The sequence below is a fragment of the Haladaptatus sp. W1 genome (genome assembly GCF_001723155.1).
Taxonomy (GTDB): Archaea; Halobacteriota; Halobacteria; order Halobacteriales; family Haladaptataceae; genus Haladaptatus; species Haladaptatus paucihalophilus.
In genome coordinates, this window is the sequence record NZ_MEIH01000234.1 from 1 (window position 1) to 2,064 (window position 2,064).

Below are 2,064 nucleotides of genomic sequence, written 5' to 3' on the forward strand. Positions count from 1 at the left end.
GCCGAGCGCGGGAGTACTACGAGGGACAGGTACGAATCGGGTGGCTGTGAGAAGCGCGCCGGTTAATCGGCCGTACTGCTCTTTAGGGTCATCGTGTTCCATCAGCCATGGTCACCATCGACGGAGTAACGGAGACCGGAAAGCGGGTCGTCTCGGACTTTTCGGAGAAGAACGTGACGCTCATGGCGGCGGGAATCGCCTACAACGCGTTCGTCTCGCTCGCACCAGTGCTCCTTTTACTCCTCATCGTCGTCGGCATCGTCGGTGGAGGACTCGAAGACAGAATCCTCGAAATTGCAGGGGGGTCGCTTCCCAGCCCTATCGCCAACGTCATCGAGCGGGTGTTTCGGTCCAACGCGTCCGCGAGCGGTGCTTCGCTCATCGGCCTCGTCGTCCTCGTGTGGGGGTCGCTGAAGATATTCCGCGGCCTCGACACGGCCTTCTCGGAGATTTACGACACGGAGGCGGGAAACTCCTTCCTCGACCAAGTGAAAGATGCGCTCGTCGTCCTCGTCGCACTCACCGTCGCCATCATCGCGACGGTCGTCGTTAGCGCCGTGTTCAGCGCGTTCGCGGACACCGTGCCGTACCTCGGACTTCTCACGCCGCTAGTGCTCGTCGCGGGCCTGATTCTCGCGTTCTTTCCGATGTACTACGTCTTCCCGGACGCCGAACTGGAGTGGAAACAGGTCCTTCCGGGAACGGTCTTCGCTGCGGTCGGATGGGCCGCGCTGCAAGCGCTCTTCCAGGTGTATCTGGCGTCGAAAGGCAGTAGCTCGGCTAGCCTCTTCGGCGGCGTCATCGTCGTCATCACGTGGCTGTACTTCTCCGGACTCGTCCTTCTGCTCGGTGCAGTCATCAACGCCGTCCTCGGCGGGTACTCCGGGGCGGGCGAAGAGGCCGTGGACGGGATCGAACGCGAAGCGTCGTTGACCCGCGACGAACTCGCGGACTACCTCCGTGACCTCCGGGAGGGGGTCACCGGGCGCTACGAGCGGATGCGTCCGGCCGCGACCGACGACCGGGACGAATTTTCCCGACCGGCGGGTCGTATCGACCTCTCCGAGGGGGAAGTTTCCACAGATGACGGGACGGAGCGGTTCGTGACGCTTCGGTGGCGAGTCCCGGAGGACGAAACGGACGCCGAACCGGTCATCCCGGACGGCAACGACTCCGCGTAGCCGTTGGGTGACGACCTCTTCGGGAGTCGAACTGCCGTCGCTCTTCGGAGAACGCCGATAGGGCACAATCGAACCCCATTTTTACGCGTGATTCGTGGGGAGAGTGAGAGAGATTCATGACCGAATCCGAAAGCGGATCGACGCGCAGGGCGTACCTCCGGCGAATCGGCGTTTCGGGAGCGCTCGGCGTGGTTGGCGGACTCGCCGGGTGTACCAGTTCGTCCGAGGGCGGGACCACGACGCCGACCACCGCGGTGGACGCCGACGCGACGGTCGAAGTCGGGCCGGACTACGAGTACGGGTTCGAACCCGGCACCGGAAAACCGCTGCACGTTTCGACGGGGGATACCGTCCTCTGGGTCTGGAAGTCGAACACGCACAACATCATCGTCGGGTCGCAACCGGACGGCGCGAATTGGGACGGAACGCCGGGCGGCCGGAGCGACGTGTACGACGCGGGGTATCGGTATCACTACACGTTCGAGGTACCCGGGAAGTACCACTACTGGTGTCAGCCGCACAACCCTCGTCCAGCACGTCGTCCACGCGCTCCGCCGTCTCGCTGGCGCGGATGTTCGAGTAACTCTCGTGGGTCGTCGTGATAGAGGCGTGGCGGAGCGCCGACTGGGCTAGTTCGGCGTGTCCTTCGCTATACAACTGGTGGCCCAGTCCACGCCGCGCGCCGTGCGGTTTCAGGTACTCGCCGTCGATGTCGAGTCCGGCCGACTCGCAGAGGCGTTTCATCAGGTTGCGCGCGCCGCGGGTGGATATCGCGGGGAGGACGATTTCGTGGTCGCGTATCACCTCGTCGATGTCGTTTTCATCGAGTAATTTCTCGACGCGCGATTCCGAAAACTCCTCGCCCAAAGCCTCCCGCGCGACC

Annotated in this window: 2 protein-coding genes and 1 pseudogene; 2 read left to right on the forward strand and 1 reads right to left on the reverse strand. The window is 63.7% G+C overall.

The window, feature by feature from the left end:
• Positions 1–107 precede the first annotated feature (107 nt).
• Positions 108–1,181, forward strand: a complete 1,074-nt coding sequence (locus tag BG842_RS10430; protein ID WP_069450680.1) for a YhjD/YihY/BrkB family envelope integrity protein — start codon at positions 108–110, stop codon at positions 1,179–1,181.
• A 116-nt stretch (positions 1,182–1,297) separates the two neighbouring features.
• Complete coding sequence (locus tag BG842_RS10435) at positions 1,298–1,783, forward strand: plastocyanin/azurin family copper-binding protein (RefSeq protein WP_254663056.1); 486 nt, start codon at positions 1,298–1,300, stop codon at positions 1,781–1,783.
• A gap of 25 nt (positions 1,784–1,808) precedes the next feature.
• Here the strand turns inward: BG842_RS10435 and BG842_RS31455 are convergent.
• A pseudogene (locus tag BG842_RS31455) lies at positions 1,809–1,925 on the reverse strand (integrase); the annotation flags it as partial.
• Between the last annotated feature and the right edge of the window lie 139 nt (positions 1,926–2,064).